This window comes from Halomonas tibetensis (assembly GCF_042643535.1).
Classification (GTDB): Bacteria; Pseudomonadota; Gammaproteobacteria; order Pseudomonadales; family Halomonadaceae; genus Halomonas; species Halomonas tibetensis.
In genome coordinates, this window is record NZ_JBHRSQ010000008.1 from 1 (window position 1) to 18,182 (window position 18,182).

General features: G+C 62.6%; 15 protein-coding genes and 1 pseudogene. 8 read left to right on the forward strand and 8 right to left on the reverse strand.

Going from position 1 to position 18,182, the window contains the following annotated elements:
* Positions 1-541, reverse strand: a 541-nt coding sequence (locus tag ACFODV_RS05060; RefSeq protein WP_379755615.1) for a type I restriction endonuclease, incomplete at its 3' end; no start/stop codon positions are given.
* An 85-nt stretch (positions 542-626) separates the two neighbouring features.
* Here ACFODV_RS05060 and ACFODV_RS05065 point away from each other — a divergent pair.
* The gene (locus ACFODV_RS05065) at positions 627-791 is read left to right on the forward strand and encodes a hypothetical protein (RefSeq protein WP_379755618.1); all 165 of its coding nucleotides are present in this window, start codon (positions 627-629) and stop codon (positions 789-791) included.
* Between the two features lie 112 nt (positions 792-903).
* Here ACFODV_RS05065 and darG read toward each other — a convergent pair whose 3' ends face one another.
* Genes darG through ACFODV_RS05090 form a run of 5 tightly spaced genes read right to left on the reverse strand, consistent with a single transcriptional unit; the run spans position 904 to position 6,684 of the window.
* Positions 904-1,998, reverse strand: a complete 1,095-nt coding sequence (darG, locus tag ACFODV_RS05070; protein WP_379755621.1) for a type II toxin-antitoxin system antitoxin DNA ADP-ribosyl glycohydrolase DarG — start codon at positions 1,996-1,998, stop codon at positions 904-906.
* Positions 1,995-2,651, reverse strand: coding sequence for a type II toxin-antitoxin system toxin DNA ADP-ribosyl transferase DarT (gene darT, locus ACFODV_RS05075; RefSeq protein ID WP_379755624.1), 657 nt, complete (start codon positions 2,649-2,651; stop codon positions 1,995-1,997). Before darT ends, darG begins: the two co-directional genes overlap by 4 nt.
* A complete protein-coding gene (locus tag ACFODV_RS05080; RefSeq protein WP_379755627.1) occupies positions 2,624-2,905 on the reverse strand; it encodes a GmrSD restriction endonuclease domain-containing protein in 282 nt (93 codons plus the stop codon). The genes darT and ACFODV_RS05080 overlap by 28 nt, the downstream gene beginning before the upstream one ends.
* A gap of 46 nt (positions 2,906-2,951) precedes the next feature.
* Positions 2,952-4,268, reverse strand: a complete 1,317-nt coding sequence (locus ACFODV_RS05085) for a restriction endonuclease subunit S (RefSeq protein WP_379755629.1) — start codon at positions 4,266-4,268, stop codon at positions 2,952-2,954.
* Positions 4,261-6,684, reverse strand: a complete 2,424-nt coding sequence (locus ACFODV_RS05090) for a type I restriction-modification system subunit M (RefSeq protein ID WP_379755632.1) — start codon at positions 6,682-6,684, stop codon at positions 4,261-4,263. Before ACFODV_RS05090 ends, ACFODV_RS05085 begins: the two co-directional genes overlap by 8 nt.
* A gap of 468 nt (positions 6,685-7,152) precedes the next feature.
* On the opposite strand from ACFODV_RS05090, the gene ACFODV_RS05095 reads away from it, so the two are divergent.
* Together ACFODV_RS05095 and ACFODV_RS05100 are read left to right on the forward strand one after the other, a co-directional pair.
* Positions 7,153-10,758 carry an EAL domain-containing protein gene (locus ACFODV_RS05095; protein ID WP_379755635.1) on the forward strand — a complete coding sequence of 1,202 codons (3,606 nt, stop codon included), beginning with the start codon at positions 7,153-7,155 and terminating at the stop codon, positions 10,756-10,758.
* A 75-nt stretch (positions 10,759-10,833) separates the two neighbouring features.
* Positions 10,834-11,616 carry an EAL domain-containing protein gene (locus tag ACFODV_RS05100; RefSeq protein WP_379755638.1) on the forward strand — a complete coding sequence of 261 codons (783 nt, stop codon included), beginning with the start codon at positions 10,834-10,836 and terminating at the stop codon, positions 11,614-11,616.
* Between the two features lie 24 nt (positions 11,617-11,640).
* On the opposite strand, the gene ACFODV_RS05105 is transcribed toward ACFODV_RS05100, so the two are convergent.
* Positions 11,641-12,588 (reverse strand): N-acetylmuramidase domain-containing protein, encoded by a 948-nt coding sequence (locus ACFODV_RS05105; protein WP_379755641.1) that lies wholly within the window; start codon positions 12,586-12,588, stop codon positions 11,641-11,643.
* A gap of 356 nt (positions 12,589-12,944) precedes the next feature.
* Between ACFODV_RS05105 and ACFODV_RS05110 the strand changes: the two are divergent.
* From ACFODV_RS05110 to ACFODV_RS05130, 5 genes and pseudogenes are all read left to right on the forward strand, one after another.
* Positions 12,945-13,505 (forward strand): annotated as a pseudogene (locus tag ACFODV_RS05110) (flavin reductase family protein).
* Positions 13,506-13,653: 148 nt separating this feature from the next.
* A complete protein-coding gene (locus ACFODV_RS05115) occupies positions 13,654-14,079 on the forward strand; it encodes a DUF3617 domain-containing protein (protein ID WP_379755644.1) in 426 nt (141 codons plus the stop codon).
* A gap of 311 nt (positions 14,080-14,390) precedes the next feature.
* Positions 14,391-15,656: an efflux RND transporter periplasmic adaptor subunit gene (locus tag ACFODV_RS05120; RefSeq protein ID WP_379755647.1), complete on the forward strand. Its 1,266-nt coding sequence runs from the start codon at positions 14,391-14,393 to the stop codon at positions 15,654-15,656.
* Positions 15,657-15,659: 3 nt separating this feature from the next.
* Positions 15,660-16,370, forward strand: coding sequence for an ABC transporter ATP-binding protein (locus ACFODV_RS05125; RefSeq protein ID WP_379755650.1), 711 nt, complete (start codon positions 15,660-15,662; stop codon positions 16,368-16,370).
* Positions 16,367-17,599: an ABC transporter permease gene (locus ACFODV_RS05130; protein WP_379755653.1), complete on the forward strand. Its 1,233-nt coding sequence runs from the start codon at positions 16,367-16,369 to the stop codon at positions 17,597-17,599. The genes ACFODV_RS05125 and ACFODV_RS05130 overlap by 4 nt, the downstream gene beginning before the upstream one ends.
* Positions 17,600-17,663: 64 nt before the next feature.
* Here ACFODV_RS05130 and ACFODV_RS05135 read toward each other — a convergent pair whose 3' ends face one another.
* Positions 17,664-17,957, reverse strand: coding sequence for a hypothetical protein (locus ACFODV_RS05135; protein WP_379755655.1), 294 nt, complete (start codon positions 17,955-17,957; stop codon positions 17,664-17,666).
* Positions 17,958-18,182: the final 225 nt, after the last annotated feature.

Sequence of the window (18,182 nt, forward strand, 5' to 3'; positions counted from 1 at the left end):
CGGCATCGCTGATGCCTTCCGGTACGGTGCGGCTCTTGCACTCGACCACCACCAGCGGGATGCCATTGACGAACAGCACCAGGTCCGGGATCACGTGGCCCTTCCACGCGTCATGGCCCGGCGGGCACTTCACCTTGAACTGATTGACCACCGTGAAGACGTTGTTGGCCGGCGTTTCCCAGTCGATGAAGCGCAGGTTCTGGCCACGGCCGCCGTCCCAGCCCTCGAGGCCCTCCACCGGCAGACCGCCCAGCAGCAGCTCGGTGGCGAGCCTGTTGGCCTCCAGCACCTTGCTCGCCGGCAGCCGGGTGATGGCCGACACCGCCTGATCCAGGCGCGCTTCATTGAGCCAGGGCTTGCCGTCGCGCAGGTTGATGGCGCGGAGTCGCTCACGCAGCAGCGGCTCCATCACCACCTGAGCGAAGCTCTCGCGGTGGGTCACGGCGGGATCGTCCACCGAGCCGGCCAGGAACTCCCACCCCTGGCCCACCAGCTGGTCGATGAAGGGCTTCTCGACATCCGTGTACTCGGGACCTGCCATACCGTGGCTCCAATGTGCTGTAGGTGTTTAATGCAGGGGGCGCGGTATGCGCGTAAAATGAGCATATCAGCAAGGAGAGAAAGGCATGAGCACAACCCGCTCCCCCAAGAAGCGCCGTACCGTGAGCCGTGACGCCCTCCTTAAGAGCGTTGCCTCCTCCACCGCCGTGGAGACCGGCGAGGCCAGCCGCGGCATCGAAGCCCGGCTTCGCGCCGGCAAGTCCCGCTTCAAGTCCCTGCCGCTCGCCTGACCCGCTCCACCATCGGCGAATAGTCGCCAGCCAGCATCGCCTAATAGGCCGTGGCACCGGCCATCACAGGAGGCAAGGACCTCTCTCGGGAATGACGTCCGAAGTGGTGCACTTACCTTTCGGCGACCTGTGGGTAAGGCTGCATCGCTTCACCGGTAAGACGTTCCAGCGCCAGCGAGATCAGGCGGTCCGAGAAGAGCCGCAGCTTGCGCTGACCAGCGAGGTCATCAGGCCATTGCTTCAAGCCTTCCTTGATAGCCTCGACGGTCGGCTCGACATGCTCCTGGCTGATCAGCCAGTCCAGGGTAGTTAGCACTTCCATCCCTAGCGGTGACTGGAAACCGTCTATAAGGGCATCGACCTCCTCAAGCACCTCGGCATAAGGGCGCGCCTCGGCGCTGCGCAGATAGGCGCTGAGGCGCTCGCGCCGGGACTCATCTAACCACACCACTTCCTCGGGCGAGGCATCGTTGATGCGCTTCTCGCTATGCAGGTAGCTGCCGTCCAGGCCATTGAGCAGGTGACGCAGCCGGTCGGAATAGGGGCCGTAGCGGTGGGGCTGGAAGTGCAGAACGAGGGGATTCTTCAGACCATGGTCGAGAATACGGCGCTCCATCAGCCAGGCGAGCTTCTGGACCTCCAGCAGCGAACACTCAATGCCCAGCACCCAGTAGCGGCGCACCAGCTCGGCGATCAGCGCCCGCGCCGGTGTCAGCTTCTCGACGCCTGAGCGCTTGGCGACATTCTGATACTCGGCGGTGGGCTCGAAGACCAGCACCCGGACGTTATCCAGTTCACCTAGCGCGGCCTCTAAGCGCGGGCGCACCATATCCCAGTCGAGCCCCCCGTTGCCGCAGCCCAGCGGCGGCAGGGCGATGGAGCGAATACCCCGCTCTCGGATCACCCTCTTGAGGTCCTCCAGCCCGGACTCGATCCACTCCATGCGCGTCCTGGCGCGCCAGTGCTGCTTGGTGGGGAAGTTGATGATCCAGCGCGGCCCCAGGAGGGCATCCCTCTCGGTGACAAACATGCGGCCGGTCACCACCTCCTGACCCTTGCAGGCGACCTCGTAGGCGACGAAGTTCTCGGGGAAGGCCTCCTTGAACATCAGGGCGATCCCCTTACCCATCACGCCGACGGTGTTGACGGTGTTGACCAGCGCCTCGACGTCGGCCTCGAGGAGGTTGCCACGGGTGTACTCAATCATCGGAAGAACCAGTTGGGTCGTTTCACCACCTTCAATGGAAGCTGGTGTGCAGCCACCTGCGCCTCGACGGCGGCTCGCATCTCGTCAGTATACGTGCCAATGCCCAGCAGTGCAGAGGCCGGGAGATGGTGAAAAATCAGGGCCTCTGCCTGATAGCGTTCGGTCTTCTCAGGGTCCTCCCGGTCCCGACTGAAGTCCTGTGCCTGCAGCAGCGGCCATGGCACGAACTCTTCCAGATCCTCCAGTCGGCTGCTAAAGCGGGCCATGGGCAGGTAGGCGTGGCGGTCGGTGAAGACAAAGGCCGAACCTATCTCCTGCAAGCGTGGCAGTGAGCAGACCAGCACCAGGATGTCTTCCTTGCGCTGAATGGGCACGCCGCGGCCGGTCACGATGTTGAGCAACATGGGCGAAGCTGGCGTGAAGTAGAAGGGGATATAGTCGCTAAGAGTGCCACCCGGAGGGGTCGGGACGTCTCGTGTTGCCCTGCGCCCTATCAAGTCGCGATTCCCGATGGTGACAAAGCCAGGGTCTTGCTCCGCCGCCGAACGGCAATAGAGGCCATGCGCCAGCAGCCACGGGAGGTTGTCTCGAAGCGTGATCCTGAAGATCAGCGCCTTCCGAGAGTTCAGGCTGCGAGAGAGATCGGTCGCCACGTCTCTGGCTCCTTGGTCACACTATCCGGGTCGATACCTTCCACCGGGCGAGTCTCGAAGCGCACCTCGCCGCCGGTCTCCATCAGCATCACCGCGCCCACCGGGAAGGAGCGGGCGATGCTGACCAGCAGGCTCTGCACGTGATCGTCGTCCCACACCCAGCCGCGCTGGAAGTCGGGTAGCTGGATCTTGCCGGTGGTGATGTCCTTCAGTAGCTCGGGCAGCGAGCGCTTGGTGCTGTCGAAGGTGGTCATGGCGGTTCCCTGTGCGATGAGGTTCTTTTGTTGTGGAAGCCCCGGTCTATGCCGGGGTGGTGATCTGGGCCTGGTCGAGAAGCGGGGTGACGCGGACGCGGCCGGTCAGGAGGTCATCCATTAGGCCGGCTTTTAGCCTTTGAAGAGAGGTCAAGTCATCGTTTAGAGCATTGATGTTGTCCTGGGATGAGTTGACTTTATCAACGATTAACTGTTGCTCATCTGGACTCGGCATTGGTACTTCTAATCTAGACAAACTTCTCCAGTATATGGCTGCAACTGAAGTTGTTCCTGTGGCAAGGCGGCCTATACGCCTTCTTCCAATATCCCCGCTCATGTATGATGCTACAAAGTGGCCATTGAGGTTTTCGGAAAAGCGAATGCGCAATATATTGTTGTCGAAGGTAAAGAAAGCTCCATCGCCTTTCCATGAACAAGTTTTTCCAACCAGCTCAGGGGTGTTTCTTGTGTTAAAAAGTAGGTCTGCATCACTCAGGAAAAGACTTCCATGAACTTTTCTGGCCGAGATGCTCTCGACGTTAATAAGCGAAAGGGTGTTTCCCCAATTAAGATTACCCATCTTGATGAGTTTAGTTTTTGCTGATGACTCCGCCCCCCTGTTTGCAGTGCCAAGGGTGGTAGAGGTAGCCGTCTCACCAATTGCAACGCACGCCCACTCTCTCGGAACCAACCCCAACCCCAACTGCGACTCCTTGTAGCGCTCCGGCGCCTGCTCGGGGCTGGGGCGGAGCTGGTCATTCTCGTCGATGCCGCGGGTCAGCAGGTCGTGGAGCAGGCCCTCCTTGACCTTCTCCAGCTTGGCGATCAGCGCCTCGGTCTTCTGGATCTGGGTGTCGAGGGTGTTGAGGACGTTTGCGATCCAACGCTGCTCCTCCAGATTTTTTGGAGCTAAAACTTCCAGCTTGCTAAAAAGAGTTTTATTTACAATTGGAACGACCTGCAGCCCAGCCAGCTTGTTTAGTTCACCCTGCAGGCGGCTAGATGCATAGTAAAGAAAGCCAGCATCAACCTTCTCCTTGTTCGGTTGCATGGAATTTATTTGCTGGTTGAAAGATAGCCTCTCACTGGCTTGCCCTACTTTCCCCAGGATACCTATGCAAGAAACTAGCACAGCATCTTTATCTGCAGTCCTTGATAGAAGCTCACCTTTTCGAGTAAGCCTCTCAGAGCAACTATTGATCCACCTTCCTCTGCCAAGGTCAGAAGGGCCTACAAAGGGAAGGGCACCACCATAGTTAGACTGGTCGCTGGTAGGTGGAGTATTTCCTGTGCAAATGCTGCCCAGTTCATCAAGATTCGGTTTGTACCATCCTTCAGGAAGATACGGATAAGCCTCAGACATACCCCAGCCCCTCCAGATACTGCTGCAGTTCTTTGGCGGCGGCATCGCGCTCGGCCTCGATGTCGGCCAGCGTCACCCGGTACTTGTCCCACCAGGTCTCGAAGGCGGCGATCACCTGCTGGCGCTGCTGGCGGATATAGCGCTCCAGGATGCCCTTCAGGTCGTTATGCAGGATGTTCCCGACCAGCGCGGCGGCGGCGGGCTCGTCCAGGGCATCCACGGCTTGGTTCAGGTGCTGCTCAAAGCTGTTGCGCTTGGCGGTATGTTGTTTCTTCACCTGGGTACGTTCGCTCTTCCAGGCCTTGATCTCGGCCGGGGTGGGGGCGTCGTCGTCCTCGCCGTCGCTCGATTCCGTTTCGTCGCCGTCGTCGCCCTCCGGCTTGGCCTCGGCGGCCTTGATGCGTGCGTCCAGCTCTGCCTTGCGGGCGGCGAGTTCCTCGAGCTCGGCGACGTACTCCTCGAGCAGGAAGTGGACCAGGCGGTGGTCGAGGGGGTTGGCCTTGCTTTGCTCGTCTTCCAGCAGGCTGACGATGGAGGTGCGCCAGGCGTCCACCACGCCCAGGCAGCCGCGGGCCTGCAGGGTGCGGAACTCGTTCTTGTTGTCGAACCAGAAGCCGGCAATGATGCCACGCACCGCGAAGCGGTCGAGCATGGCGGTGGGCTCCAGCGCCGCGGTAAAGCTGCCCAGCAGCTCGTCGCGCAGCCGGGTGAGGCGACCGCCGTTGCCGGTCAGCGAGGTGATACTGGCGCCGTGCTCTGCCCACCAGGCCTCGAAGGCAGCCATCACGCTGGCTTCCTTCTGCCGCAGGCCGGCGTTGGCCTCGATGGCGGGCTTGAGGTCGCGCTTCTCGGTCAGCTGCTCGGCGAAGTCCACGTAGTCGAAGTCACTCGCCCTGGGCATAAAGAGCGCCATGGGGTCGATGCCCTGGGCCTCGAAGAGTGAGCGTTTGGCGTCGATCTCGGCCACCGGCACGCCGCCCTTGAGGTGGGCGCGCACGTCCTGGGGTTCCGGCGGCGGGGTGTTGTCGGCGTAGCGGCGGATGTTGAGGTTGTAGTCGTTCTCGCGAAGCTCCATGAGCGGCACCACCCGGGAGAAGCCGGGCTCGTCGGCGAAGGCCTCATAGGTGCTGGCGATCTTCTCGAGATGTTCCGGCAGCAGGTAGTTCTGGGCGCGGCCCTCGTGGTATTCGCGGTCGGCATTGATGAACAGCACCTTGCCCTTGCGCTCATCGGGCTTGGCGCCCTTGGCGCGCAGCACCAAGACGCTGGCCGGGATGCCGGTGCCGTAGAAGAGGTTGGGGGCCAGGCCGATCACCGCCTCCACCAGGTCGTCCTCGAGCAGGCCGGCGCGGATGCGCTTCTCGTCACCGCCGCGGAAGAGCACCCCGTGGGGCATTACGGTGGCCAGGCGGCCGTCGGACTTTAGACAGGCGACCATGTGTTGCAGGAACATCAGGTCGGCCTTCTTGGCGCCCTCCGGCACGCTGCCGTAGTGGAAACGCTCCGGGAAGTGCTGGCTCGGCGTGTAGCCGATGGAGAAGGGCGGATTGGTGAGGATGCGGTCGAAGCGCACCAGCTCGCCGCCCTCGACGTGCTGCGGGTCGGTAAGGGTGTCGTCGTTGCGCAGGTCGGCGGAGCTGACGCCGTGCAGCAGCATGTTCATCTTGGCGATGGCCCATACCGAGCCGGAGGCCTCCTGGCCGAAGAGGTTGAGCCGGCGCGGATCGCCGCCCTGCTCCTCCAGATACTCCTTGGAGAGGATCAGCATACCGCCGGAGCCCATGCAGGGATCGTAGACGCTGTGGCCCTCCTGGGGGTCCATCAGCCGCACCATCATGCGGACCACCGGGCGCGGGGTGTAGAACTCGCCGCCCTTCTTGCCGGCGGAGTCGGCGAAGTCGCGAATCAGGTACTCGTAGGCGGCGCCGAGCAGGTCGGGGAACTCGAAGTCCTCGTTGCGCAGGCGGTACTCGCTGAAGTGGGTGATCAGGTCGCGGAGCTTCTTGTCCGGCAGGGTGGTGGAGCCCACCTTGCGGGTGAAGTCGATGTGCTCCAGCACCCCGGCGAGGCTGGGGTTGTGCTCCTCCAGGCCGGCCAGCGCTTTGTTCAGCGCATTGCCGACGCCCTGGTGGGCCTCCTTGAGCAGATAGGACCAGCGCGCCTGCTCGGGCACATAGAAGGTGGCCTTGTACCAGCTCGGCATCTCGATGACGTTGGCGATGTCGATCTCGCCCTTGCCGGCCTGCCTGAGCTGCTCGCGCACCTCCTCCTGGCGCTGCTCGAAGACGTCCGAGCAGCGCTTCAGGAAGAGCATGCCGAAGATGTACTCCTTGAACTCCGAGGCGTCCATGCGCCCGCGCAGGATGTCGGCGGCCTTGAACAGGTGCCGTTCCAACTGGTTGAGGGTGAGGATCATGACCTGCGGTTCCCTGAGATAGATGAGCCGACCGCATCATGCGGCCGTGGTGACTGGCCCTATCTCATCAAACTTGGAGCGGTAAGGCCACGCGCGATTGGTGGAAGCCTGTGTTACCTCGCGGGGGAGGGGGAATAGCACGCGTCGGCGAACCATCACAGCCCCGGCAGAAGGGTCACTGGAATCGCTGGCAAGAAAGCGCCGGCAAGATACCAGGTTGACGCGGCCTACTGACAAAATGTCTCAAGTGATCCCATTGTCGTGATAGAACTCCGGCAATCCTTTGCTTTCACACTTTCTCCTCCCTTGCCTGGGCAGGTCGCCAGCGCGCATCATGCGTGATGATATTTCTGGCCACGATGTGGGCAATGCTGTGGTGCTGTTAATAGCCAGACAGGGGACTTGATTCCCGGAATGTACCGCGCGGCGGACTTGCCGACGTGTTTCACGCGTACCCAAGGAGGGTTAATGCCAACGACCACCCGTCAGTTGATGATGGATAGCCTGCTTCTGCTGCTGGCGGCCTCCTTCATTATTGTGGGAATCAACGGGTTGTTGTTGGGCTGGTTGAAACTGATCTATTCCCCGCTTCATCTGCTGTTGGTCGCCGACGGCTTCATGGCCCTGGCCCTGAGTGGAGTGGGGCTGTTGGCTCTGCTGGCCGGCTGGACAGGCGCTCGCCTGCTCGCCGGTGGGCTGCTGATCGTCTTGCTGTTGCAAACCCTTGCCCATGCGCTGCTGGTCCCCGGAGGCTATATGGCGGCCAGCGCCGAGCCGAGGTTGGATGTCCTGCCAACCTTGCTGATGCTGCCGGTCGCAGTTTTCCTGTTGCTGGGGACGCCTGGCGGACGCTGTCGTTGGCTCTGGATATCATGGGGTGTAATGCTGTCAGGCGCCGGGCTGATCGCCATGCTGGCGGTCATTCCGGCTCTTCGCCCATGGCTCCTGGCTCGTTTCGATACTTCTGATCTGTCCGCGCTGGTAATGACGGGTCTGCTTGGTCTGGGAGTGGTAGTGGCCGCGCTTCGCGGGGTCCGGCCTCTGCAGCTGGGTCGATTGGCGGTGTTGACCGGTCTTGCCGGCGTCCTAGTCAGCAGCATGGTCTGGTTTGTGTTGAGCTGGCAGCATGAAGAGTCCCTCAACCGTCAGGCAGACTACCTGCTGGATAACATCCAGCTCAACGCCGAGCAGGTGATGGTGTCGCGGTTGACCCTGATGCGGCGGATGGCCGCCCGCCTGGATGCCGGGGGTGGCGCCATCGATCCGATGGTGCTTGAACGTGATCTTGAGAGTTACCTCCGCGATGCTACCAGTCTGAAGGCGGTTGGCCTGTATCGGGATGGTGCCGGCTGGGCCTGGCTGGACGGGGTCGACCGGGCCGGCGAGGCCTTTCTGGCCGCGCAGGTGCACATGCCCCAGGTGAACGATTGGCTGGGCCTCGATCTTGGCCAGCCGCGCCTGTCCCTTGCCGAGCCTGAGGTCACGGGCCTGGCTCTGATGGCCATCGATGTTCCAGTTAGCGGCCAGCTGCTGCTGAGCCTGTTCGATCTCTCCGAACTGCTATCACGCGAGCTGCGTCTGCAGCTCGGGTACTACCGCGTCGTCATCCTGCGCCGCGGCGAGCCGATGCTGGAACTACGACAGCCGGGTCTCCCCCAGGGAGAGCCCGAGGGTGTCTTCGTCAACCATCTGCTGCATCGGCGACACATTGGCCTGCCCGGCGGGCCAATGCTGACCCTGGAGGCCTATCCTGGTACCCAACACGACTGGCTGTTGACGGGTCTGATGCCGGTCGGTGTCGCCACTGGCGGGCTGGTGCTGAGTGGTCTTCTGGTGTTCAGCATCGCGCTGGCCGGTCAGCTGCTGGGCCGAACTCGGGCCTTGAGTGACGTCAGGCAGCAGCTTGAGGCACAGCAGTCCGTGCAGACCCGCATCGTCCAGGAGGAGCCCCTGGAGGACATTCTCTCGGCCATCTGCCGCATGCTGGAGCAGCAGGTGCCGACTTCGCTCTGCTCGATCATGCTGGTCAACGATGAGGGCACTCACCTGGATCTGGTGGCCGGTGACCGTCTGCCCAACGCCTATCGCGAGGCAGTCACAACGCTGGAGATTGGCCCGGGCATCGGCGCCTGCGGCAGCGCCGCCTATCTTGGCGAGACGGTGATCTGCGAGGATCTGGCAGAGGATGCTCGCTGGAGCGACTACCGTGAGCTGGCGCTGTCTCATGGGCTGCGTGCCTGCTGGTCCGTGCCGATCCTGGGCAGCGATGGACGGGTGCTTGGCACCTTCGGCACCTATATGCCACAGCCGATGTCTCCCGATAGCACATCCCAGCAGCTGCTCAGCAAGGCAGCCGACCTGGCGGCCCTGGCGTTGGAGCGCCATCACAGCCGCCGCAATCTTCGGCTGCTGGAACGCAGCGTGGAAGGGAGTATCAACGGGGTAGCGATTGCCGACGCCCTCCGACCGGATGCTCCCATTGTCTACGTCAATCCGGCTTTCCTGCGGATAAGTGGCTACAGCAAGGAGGAGGTACTGGGACGGAACTGTCGCTTTCTGCAGGGGCCGGATACCGACCCTGCTTCGGTGGAGCGGATTCGTCAGCAGCTGTCGCGGAGTGAAGACGTTCACGTCACGCTTCTCAACTATCGCAAGGACGGCACGCCGTTCTGGAACGATCTCTACATCGCCCCGGTACGCGATGCTCAGGAGAGAATCACCCACTACGTGGGGATGCAGAACGATGTCTCCGAGCAGAAGACCTATGAATCTCAGCTGGCCCATCACGCTAGCCATGATGCCCTGACGGGGCTGGCGAATCGAAGCCTCTTCGAGGACCGTCTCGAGCATGATGTGGCGCTCACTGCCCGTCGTCCTGAGCGGCTGGCAGTTTTGTTTGTCGATCTCGATGACTTCAAACCGATCAACGACACCCTGGGCCATGCGGTAGGTGACGATGTCCTGTGCGAGGTGGCCAGGCGGCTGGAGGCTTCGGTACGGCCTGGCGATACCCTGGCGCGCATGGGCGGCGACGAGTTCGTACTGTTGATGACCGATGTCACTCAGGAAGAGCAGGTGCTGGCTCTGGTGGAGCGCCTGATGGTGGAAATCTCGCGGCCGTATCTGATCGAAGGCCATGAGCTTTACCTGACCTGCAGCGTGGGTATCGCACTCAGCGATCCGACCATGGTGGAGTCGCGTGAGCTGATCCAGCAGGCCGATATGGCCATGTACAAGGCCAAGCAGCAGGGACGCAACGCCTATCACTGGTATACCCAAGAGATCAACGAGCAGCTGGGGGAGCGGGTCACGCTGCGTAACGACCTGCAGGAGGCTATCGCGTCTGGCAAGATGGAGCTGCATTACCAGCCCTTGATGTCCCGCGATGGCAGTCTGGCCGGCGTCGAGGCCCTGCTGCGCTGGCATCACCCACAGCGAGGCTATGTCTCTCCCGAGGTGTTCATTCCCCTGGCGGAATCCACCGGACAAATCATCCCGCTGAGTCGCTGGGTACTGGATCGCGCCTGCGCGGACATGGTCGCGCTGGGCCTCCAGGGTGCCGGCAAGGTGAGGGTGGCGGTCAATCTGTCGCCACTGCAGTTCCATCGACCGAGCTTCCTGCCTACCTTGCGCCAGGTGCTTCAGCAGTCAGGGTTGCCGGCAGATCAACTCGAACTGGAGTTGACCGAGGGCATCCTCATGGATAATACCGAGTCGGCCATTGATATCCTTCACTCGCTGCGTGCCATGCACATTGGCGTGTCCATCGACGATTTCGGCACCGGCTACTCCAGCCTCAGCTATCTGCGCCACCTGCCCATCAGCAAGGTGAAGATCGATCGCAGTTTCATCAACGAGGTCACCACCAATCCCCATGATGCTGCCATCGTGCAGGGGATGATCTCGATGGCCGGCCATCTGGGACTCGAGGTGGTGGCCGAGGGCGTCGAGACCGAAGAACAACGTCGACAGCTGGAAGCCTGGGGATGCGATATCTTCCAGGGTTTTCTGCTGGCTCGGCCGATGCCGCTCGAGGCCCTTTTGCGATTTATCGTCGCGCGTCAGCCGGTTTGAGTTACCACACAGTAGAAACCACTGGGTGCCGGGAAGACAGCAGGCATCGAGAGATAAGAGACTAGCGGGGAAAAGATGAAACAATGTGCTCGGGTGGATGGCCACTGTGGTCGCTGTGAGGGCGACTTGCCCTTCGAGTTCACCATGGCCTTTCAGCCAATCATTGACCTGGCGTCTGCCCGGATCACCACCTATGAGGCCCTGGTGCGCGGGCCTAACGGCGAATCCGCCTGGAGCGTGCTCTCCCAGGTCACCGGCGAGCTGCTCTATCGATTCGATCAGGCCTGTCGGGTCCGGGCGATCGAGATGGCCAGCGCCCTCGACATGCAGGAACGCCTCTCCATCAACTTCTTGCCCAATGCCGTCTATGAGCCTGCGGCATGCATTCAGGCAACCTTGGATGTTTCCCGGCGGGTAGGATGGCCCACCGACAGGCTCGTCTTTGAGTTTACCGAGACCGAGAGGGTGACCGATCAGGGGCACCTAAAACGGATCATCGATAGCTACCGTATGATGGGCTTTACCACGGCGCTCGATGATTTTGGCAATGGCTATGCCAACCTTGACCTGCTGACCGAACTCGAGCCAGACAAGCTCAAGATCGATCGTCAGCTGGTGATGGGCTGTGACCAGGACAGGCGCCGTCAGGCTTTGCTTCGGGCGGTGCATGGCCTGGGCAGTGAGCTGGGGCTCGAGCTGATTGCCGAAGGGGTGGAAACCCGTGAGGAAGCTCTCTGGCTGGCACGAGTGGGTATCACCCGTCAGCAGGGTTTCTACTACGCCAGGCCGGCGATTGCCGCCCTGGCGGAAGATCTGGAGCCACGACTCCGTGAGCTGCAGCGCGCCATGCGGGAGTGAGCCTGGCGGAGACGCTCAGTCGAATCAGGCCAGCAGGTCAGACTCCCTCAGCCCCCTGGAATGGTTCTCGAAAGCCTGGGCCATCTTCACGTCGTAGCGGTTTCTGGCGTAGGCGGGACCGTTGTAGCGTCGTGCAAACCTGGCCCACTGCTGATGGCGCAGCGACGAGAGAAGCACAGAGTCCTTCTGGATGAAGCGCACGAACGCGGCGAGATGCTCCCCTTCACTCCGGTGCATGCACTCTGCATAGTGCCGAACGCTGTCGTAATCCAGATGCTGCCAGTGAAACCCCATGATCTGAAAAAGACCCCACGAAGCCGATTCCAGCGCGCTGTCGTGGTGAATCCGCTGAGCCCGTTCCAGTCGCTCATATTCTCGAATGCCCCCCCGGTAGCCACCCGCGGAAGTGTAGACCAGATCGGGTTCGCTGGCGATGTGAGGAGCGGGATCGATACCATGCTGCCGTAGTCGACGCGCCATGATGTGGCGCTCGAAAAGAATGGCGGGCCTGCCATTGGAAAAAAAGCCGCTGCCCCGCGACTCCACCTCGTTCACCGCCATGATTGCCGCTACCGGCACCTTCAGCTCTCCTGCGGCCCAGACGAGATCTTGCTGGCCCAGCAGCCGGTGCTCGCTGGCAGGTGGCTCACTATTGCCTTCGTCACCGGCCAATGGCGGATGATGTGTCTCTCCCGCGGCAGGGGACAGGTGACGCCCTTGAGCGGTTTCCAACTGGCGAAGCATGTGATCGGTCTTGGGTCCTGCCAGGCCATCCATCACCAGCCCCGCTCTGTTCTGGAAGGACCGTAAGGCGCGCTCCGTAGCTGGACCGAACTGGCCATCCAGCGTCAGTGGGAAGCCAGCAGCGCTCAACCGCCGCTGGAGTTCCAACACCTCATCCCCGGTATCTCCTTGGCGCAGAATGCGATCCTGCTGCGGCAGGAAATCCACCTCGTCGTTAGAGTCGCTCATGCCACACCCCCTTTATGGTTCGTAACAACCGATTGGCGGACCCGTTGACTTAACGATAGTGCGGCGCTGGGGCAACTGCCAGCTGGTCGTGAAGTAGGGCTTCAAATTTATGATTTTAAATGTATTTTTCTCTCTCATCATCAAGCTCTTCTGGCCGGCTTGAGCAGCGTTTGTCGCCTGGTCTGAACGTCGATAGAGCACTTCATTGTGACGGCTTGGTGCCTGAGGCTATCGAACATTGACTCAATGGTCAGGTTTGACCACCTTTGATCATGCCCGTCCGCCGATTGCCAGTTGCCTGGCGCGACGGACGCTTCTATGAATGGCCAATGTTGGAGGTCGACGGAGGATGTGGGATGAGCGAGCCATTATCGAAGCAGTCTGTGCCATTGGAACGGGTGCGTCGCTACCTGGAGCCTGGCCCTATCGTGCTGGTCTCTTCCGCCTGGGCGGGCCGCCGCAACGTCATGACTCTGGGTTGGCATACCGTTATGGCTTTTTCGCCGTCGCTGATCGGCTGTATTATTTCTTCTGGCACTCGCACTCATGAGCTGGTCCGCCGAAGTGGCGAATGCGTGATCAACCTGCCGACCCTGACTCTTACCGACTAGGTGATTGGTTGTGGCAACACCAGCGGCGCCGAGGTCGACAAGTTTGCCCACTTCGGGCTTACCGCCCAGCCAGCCGAGCGGGTGGGCGCCCCGCTGATTGCCGAATGTCACGCCCACTTCGAATGTCGCCTGGTTGACGATGGCATGGTCGACCGTTACGACTTTTTTATCTGGGAAGTGTTGGCGGCCAGAGCGGCGACCGCACCGTCTTACCCCGAGACGCTCCACTACACCGGCGACGGGGTGTTTATAGTCGCCGGCGAGATCATCGATCGGCGCGAGCAGTTCCTGCCGGAGATGCTGTAGGCCGTTAGCTGAGTCTCCAATGCAGGTTGTCACCCGAGATGCCCGGTCGGCGCCCTGCCTTGACGGGCATTGGGCAGGAGTCAGGATTGGCGGTAAGCTGAGCGGATGCCAAAGGAGAGGCATACCATTCACCGTTTGGAGACACCCCATGTCGTTACGTTCTCTGTTCATCGCCGCCGCGTTGGCCTTGCCTCTGACCGCTGCAGCCGACACCCCGAATATCGTGCCGGGGCTCTGGGAGTTCACCAGCACGACTTCCGTCACCGGCGAGGTACCGATTCCCGACCAGACCGATAGCCACCAGGAGTGCATCGCCCAGGGTGATCTGGAAGATTCCGACTTCCAGTTCCTCGAGGTGGAGGAGGGCTGCGAGCTTCTCGAGCATAACGTCTCCGCTGATGGCATCGACTACCAGATGATCTGCCGTGAAGAGGGTGGTGAGGCGAACATCAACGGGCGCATGGACTTCCTGGGCGAGCGCGTCGAGGGAAGTGTTAACGTCCAGGTGCAATCGCCCATGGGCGAAATGCAGATGGATACCGTTGTCGAAGGTGAGCGACTCAGCGACTGCTGAGCCGGGCTGGTCATCCGTCTTGTACCGCCGTCTCAACAATTTCCGAAACTGTTCGCTAAGAAAATTGAGCGTTCTGCAACTGCGATGGGCCAGACCGCCTTATGGCATGTTTGAGGGAACTTGCCATGGACTGAAGCAACTTGCTTTGCTGGGGAGTTACCCACAATAATCGGATCATGAGAAGATTCCTTCTGGTTGTAGGGCTAGTTACGGCTCTTGGTAGCCTTGGCTACGCTTGGTTTGATCGACCAGGTGCTCTCCGCCTCGTGGGATGGCTGCCCGTCGGTTCCGCTGCGGTTTCGCAGCAATTCATGACCGCACCGGTCGAGCGAGGAACTGTGCGGAGGACGGTGACGACCACAGGCACCTTGCAGGCGTTGGTGACGGTGGAGGTCGGAACTCAGCTGTCCGGCCAGATCGCCGGGCTGTTCGCCGATTTCAACGACGAGGTGATGAAGGGGCAGCCGCTGGTTCAACTCGATACCAAGTCCTTCGAGGCCCGGCTTGCGGAAGCCGTGGCGGCCAGTGCCATGGCGCAAGCCAACGTCGACATCCACCAGGCCCGGCTGCAGCGGGCAAACGTCGATCTGCGCGATGCCGAAGCCCAGCGCGCGGTGCTCCAGGCGCGCCACGACAATGCCCGTGTACGGCTCGGGGCGGCGCAGACTGCGCTCAAGCGGGCCGAAACCCTGGTCCAGCGCGGCACAACGTCCGCCGTTCAGCTCGAGGAGGCGCAAACCGAGCGCGACCAGGCGGCCGCCAGCCTGCGCGAGACCGAAGCGATCGCCGCGGCCCATGAGCACGCTGTCGAGGGCGCCCGGGTCGATCTGCAGCGCGCCGAAGCCGAGCTGACGAACGCCAGGGCCGCCGTGCCGCAGAAGAAGGCCATCGAGCGCTCCACTGAGATCGACCTGGAGCGCACCACGATCCGCTCCCCCATCGACGGGGTCGTGGTGGGCCGCAATGTCAGCGACGGCCAGACGGTGGCCGCCAGCCTCGAGGCGCCGACGCTGTTCACGATCGCCGGCGACCTGCAGCAGATGGAGATCCACGCCCGTGTCGACGAGGCCGATATCGGCAGCATCGAGGTCGGCCAGCCCGCCGGGTTCAGTGTCGACGCCTACCCAGGCGAGGCCTTCGAGGCCGCAGTGACAGGCGTTCGCAAGGCGCCGCAGGTGATGCAGAACGTGGTCACCTACACCGTCGTTCTGGCGACCGGGAACGTCCGCAGCCTGCTCTTGCCGGGCATGACGGCGACCGTGCGCATCACCGTTGAAGAAGCCAGCCCGGTGCTCAAGATGCCCATGGCGGCGCTGCGCTTTGTGCCCTCGGAGGATCTCGTCAAGGCGTCAGCCCCGCAGAACACCTCCGATGAACCCGTACAGGGCGTTCCCGCGACTGTGTGGCGCCTTGGGCCGGAAGGAAGCCTCGAGCCGCTGACCATCGGCATTGGGGTCAACGACGGCGCCCATGCCGCGATCCTGGCGGGCGGGTTCGCCGAGGGCGACGAGGTGATCGTCGGCGAGGTCATCGACACCGAACCGGCGGGGCTGTTCGGCATCCGCTTCGGGTTCTGACCCGTGCTGCTTGTCGCCGAAAACCTGACCCGCCGCTATGGCCGTGGCGAAACGGCGGTCACCGCGCTGGCCGACGCTTCCTTCGCCATCTGCCCTGGAGAATATGTGGCCATCATGGGGCCGTCCGGGTCGGGCAAATCGACGCTGATGAACCTTATCGGGCTTCTCGACCGGCCGAGTGCCGGGCGCCTGGTGTTCAAGGGCGAGGACGTCACCCAACTGTCCCCCGACCGGCTGGCGGCGATCCGCAACCACGACATCGGCTTCGTGTTCCAGTCGTATAACCTGCTGGCCCGCCACACGGCGCTGGAGAATGTCGAGATGCCCCTGGTCTATGCCGGCGTCCGGCGCAAGGAACGCGACCGGCGTGCCCGCGCCGCGCTTGCCGCGGTGGGGCTGGCGGAGCGCAGCGGCCACGGGCCGGGCGAACTGTCGGGCGGCGAGCAGCAGCGGGTGGCGATTGCGCGCGCGCTGGTCGGCGACCCCGCGCTGATCCTCGCCGACGAGCCCACGGGCGCGCTGGACAGCCGCACCGGCGCCGACACCTTGGCGCTGTTCGAGACGCTCAACGCGCAAGGGCGAACCGTCATCATGATCACCCACGACGAGGCGGTGGCGCGCCATGCCCGGCGGATCGTCCGGCTGCAGGATGGCGCCATACGGGACGATTCGGCGCCGCCGGCCCGTGACAACGCCGCGGAGTTCGCCTCATGACCTGGTGGGAAAGCTTCAGGATCGCCCGACGGGCGCTGCGCGCCAATCGGATGCGCAGTTTTCTCACCATGCTCGGCATCATCGTCGGTGTCGCCTCGGTCATCACCATGGTGGCGGTGGGCGCGGGCGCCCAGACCCAGATCGCCGAGCAGATCCGCACGCTGGGCGCCAACGTGCTGATGATCCAGCCCGGCGCGGCCAGCGAGGGCGGCGCGCGCACCGCCGCCGGCGCCCGCCATACGCTGAGCGAGGCCGACGCCGCGGCGATCGCAGAGTTGCCGCTGGTGCGCGCCGCAGCGCCCTCGGTGCGCGGCAATGCCCAGATCGTGCAGGCCAACCGCAACTGGAACACCACCGTCAACGGCACCACCGCGGACATGTTCGTGATCCGCGAATGGCCGCTGGCCACCGGGCGCTATTTCGCGCCGGCAGAGGAAGCGAGCGCCGGCCGTGTCGCCCTGATCGGGCGCACCGTGGCGACGGAACTGTTCGGCCAGGCCGATCCGGTCGGCGGCGAGATCCGCATCCTCAATACGCCGTTCCAGGTGATCGGGGTGCTAGCCGAGAAGGGTCAGTCGGGCGCGGGCCGCGACCAGGACGACATCGTTTTCGTGCCCATCTCCACCGCCAAACTGCGCCTCATAGGCAGCGCAAGTTCGGTCAACCGCGACGCCGTCGCCTATATCCTGGCCAAGGCCGCCTCGGACGACGCGATCGGCGCGGCGGCGGCCAACATCGAGGCGCTGCTGCGCCAGCGCCATCGCCTGGCGCCCGGCACGCCCAACGACTTCAGGGTCGCCGATCCGGCCGAGGCCATGGCGCTGCAGCACGCCTCGACGCGCACGTTTGCCTGGTTGCTTGCCGCGGTCGCCTCGGTGTCGCTGCTGGTCGGTGGCATCTCGATCATGAACATCATGCTGGTGTCGGTGAGCGAGCGCACCCGCGAGATTGGCTTGCGCCTGGCGGTCGGCGCGCGCCGCCGCGATATCCGCAACCAGTTCCTGATGGAGGCGATAACCCTGTGCCTGTTCGGCGGGCTGATCGGCATGGCGATGGGTGTCGGCGCGGCCGTGGTGATCGGAGACCTCGCCGGCTGGCCGGTGTTTATCGGCCCGGCTGCCGTGGCCGTCGCCATCGGTTTTTCGGCGGCGGTGGGGGTGTTCTTCGGCTGGTACCCGGCGCGCAAGGCCTCACGGATGGAGCCGGTCGCAGCGCTGAGGGTTGAGTAGCTACAGAAACAATAGCGGCTGCCGGATCACCCCGGTAGCCGCAAGTGAATGTAGTTATTAAGTCTTAGCTCGGGTCTGCCTGATCCCCTGGCGTATAATCACAGCTCTCTTTCCAACTTTGCAGGAACTGGCCGTAACTGTCCTGTGTCTGCACAAAATCTGCCTGCTCCGGGCCAAAACCGCCCTTTTCACGATCGCCGCCTGCTGAATTTCGGCTGGCACGCTCCGCTCCGAGGCAGCTTGATGGATTCTCGTTTTGGAGCGTCGGGCTGTCCAGCCCGCTATCGGCCGAAGCTTGACCTGCGAAACCGAAGCCGACTATGGCGGCGGCTGCGATAAGAAGTGGAATACGTGTCATGATGCCTCTCCTTCTAGCTAGTCTTTCTTGTTTGCGTGCGAGACACGGCGTCTCGCTCGATGCTGCCAAGCAGAATACCATCAGCTCGGCTCCCGCAAGCAGATGACAACCAGCAATGCGTTACACTGTCCCCCGCCTGCACATGAAATCATGCTCTATCAGAATTGCCCCGAAGTTCTAGTAGTGCTGTAGGCAATCGCCGCCAGGCAATGTAAGAGATCGCCG

What these genes read in the sequence shown, in the direction of transcription:
- ACFODV_RS05065 (WP_379755618.1), top strand. Translation starts at nt 627, where the DNA reads ATGAGCACAACCCGCTCCCCCAAGAAGCGCCGTACCGTGAGCCGTGAC.
- darG (WP_379755621.1), bottom strand. Translation starts at nt 1,998, where the DNA reads ATGATTGAGTACACCCGTGGCAACCTCCTCGAGGCCGACGTCGAGGCG.
- ACFODV_RS05080 (WP_379755627.1), bottom strand. Translation starts at nt 2,905, where the DNA reads ATGACCACCTTCGACAGCACCAAGCGCTCGCTGCCCGAGCTACTGAAG.
- ACFODV_RS05085 (WP_379755629.1), bottom strand. Translation starts at nt 4,268, where the DNA reads ATGTCTGAGGCTTATCCGTATCTTCCTGAAGGATGGTACAAACCGAAT.
- ACFODV_RS05090 (WP_379755632.1), bottom strand. Translation starts at nt 6,684, where the DNA reads ATGATCCTCACCCTCAACCAGTTGGAACGGCACCTGTTCAAGGCCGCC.
- ACFODV_RS05095 (WP_379755635.1), top strand. Translation starts at nt 7,153, where the DNA reads ATGCCAACGACCACCCGTCAGTTGATGATGGATAGCCTGCTTCTGCTG.
- ACFODV_RS05100 (WP_379755638.1), top strand. Translation starts at nt 10,834, where the DNA reads ATGAAACAATGTGCTCGGGTGGATGGCCACTGTGGTCGCTGTGAGGGC.
- ACFODV_RS05105 (WP_379755641.1), bottom strand. Translation starts at nt 12,588, where the DNA reads ATGAGCGACTCTAACGACGAGGTGGATTTCCTGCCGCAGCAGGATCGC.
- ACFODV_RS05115 (WP_379755644.1), top strand. Translation starts at nt 13,654, where the DNA reads ATGTCGTTACGTTCTCTGTTCATCGCCGCCGCGTTGGCCTTGCCTCTG.
- ACFODV_RS05120 (WP_379755647.1), top strand. Translation starts at nt 14,391, where the DNA reads ATGACCGCACCGGTCGAGCGAGGAACTGTGCGGAGGACGGTGACGACC.
- ACFODV_RS05130 (WP_379755653.1), top strand. Translation starts at nt 16,367, where the DNA reads ATGACCTGGTGGGAAAGCTTCAGGATCGCCCGACGGGCGCTGCGCGCC.
- ACFODV_RS05135 (WP_379755655.1), bottom strand. Translation starts at nt 17,957, where the DNA reads ATGACACGTATTCCACTTCTTATCGCAGCCGCCGCCATAGTCGGCTTC.